This window comes from Corallococcus exercitus (genome assembly GCF_003611585.1).
Taxonomy (GTDB): domain Bacteria; phylum Myxococcota; class Myxococcia; order Myxococcales; family Myxococcaceae; genus Corallococcus; species Corallococcus exercitus.
The window spans coordinates 1-528 of record NZ_RAVW01000877.1; the positions used below are offsets into that span (position 1 = coordinate 1).

Sequence of the window (528 nt, forward strand, 5' to 3'; positions counted from 1 at the left end):
CCCCCGTCACCACCAGCACGCGGCCCGAGGGCAGCACGGTGGCGTGCGGCAGGTAGCGCGGCAGGCTCATCGGCGCCACGGTCCTCCAGGTGCCGCGCGCCACGTCGTACAGCTCCGCGGAGCGCAGCGGACCATCCACGCCCCAGCCGCCCGCCACCAGCACCTGGCTGCCATTGCCCAGCGGCACCGCGATGTGGCCGTAGCGCGCCACCGCCATGGAGCCCGTGGAGCGCCACGTCCCCGTGGCGGGGTTGAACAGCTCCGCGCTCGCGGTGATGGGGTCCGACCCGGTGGAGCTGCCGCCCATCACCAGCACCTCGCCCGAAGGCAGCGGCACGGCCGCGTGGTACGTGCGCGCATGTCCCATGGGGCTCGTGGGGCTCCAGGTGCCCGTGGCCGGATTGAACAGCTCCGCGCTCGCGAGCGTGGAGGACGTGCTCGCGCCCGACGCGCCGCCCGTCACCAGCACCTTGCCGGAGGACAGCAGCGTCGCGGTGTGGCGGGCCCGCCCCGTCCCCAGGTTCCCCA

General features: G+C 75.0%; 1 protein-coding gene. It reads right to left on the reverse strand.

The window, feature by feature from the left end:
- A partial coding sequence (locus D7W79_RS42655) for a Kelch repeat-containing protein (RefSeq protein ID WP_244222294.1) occupies positions 1–528 on the reverse strand: 528 nt, incomplete at both ends.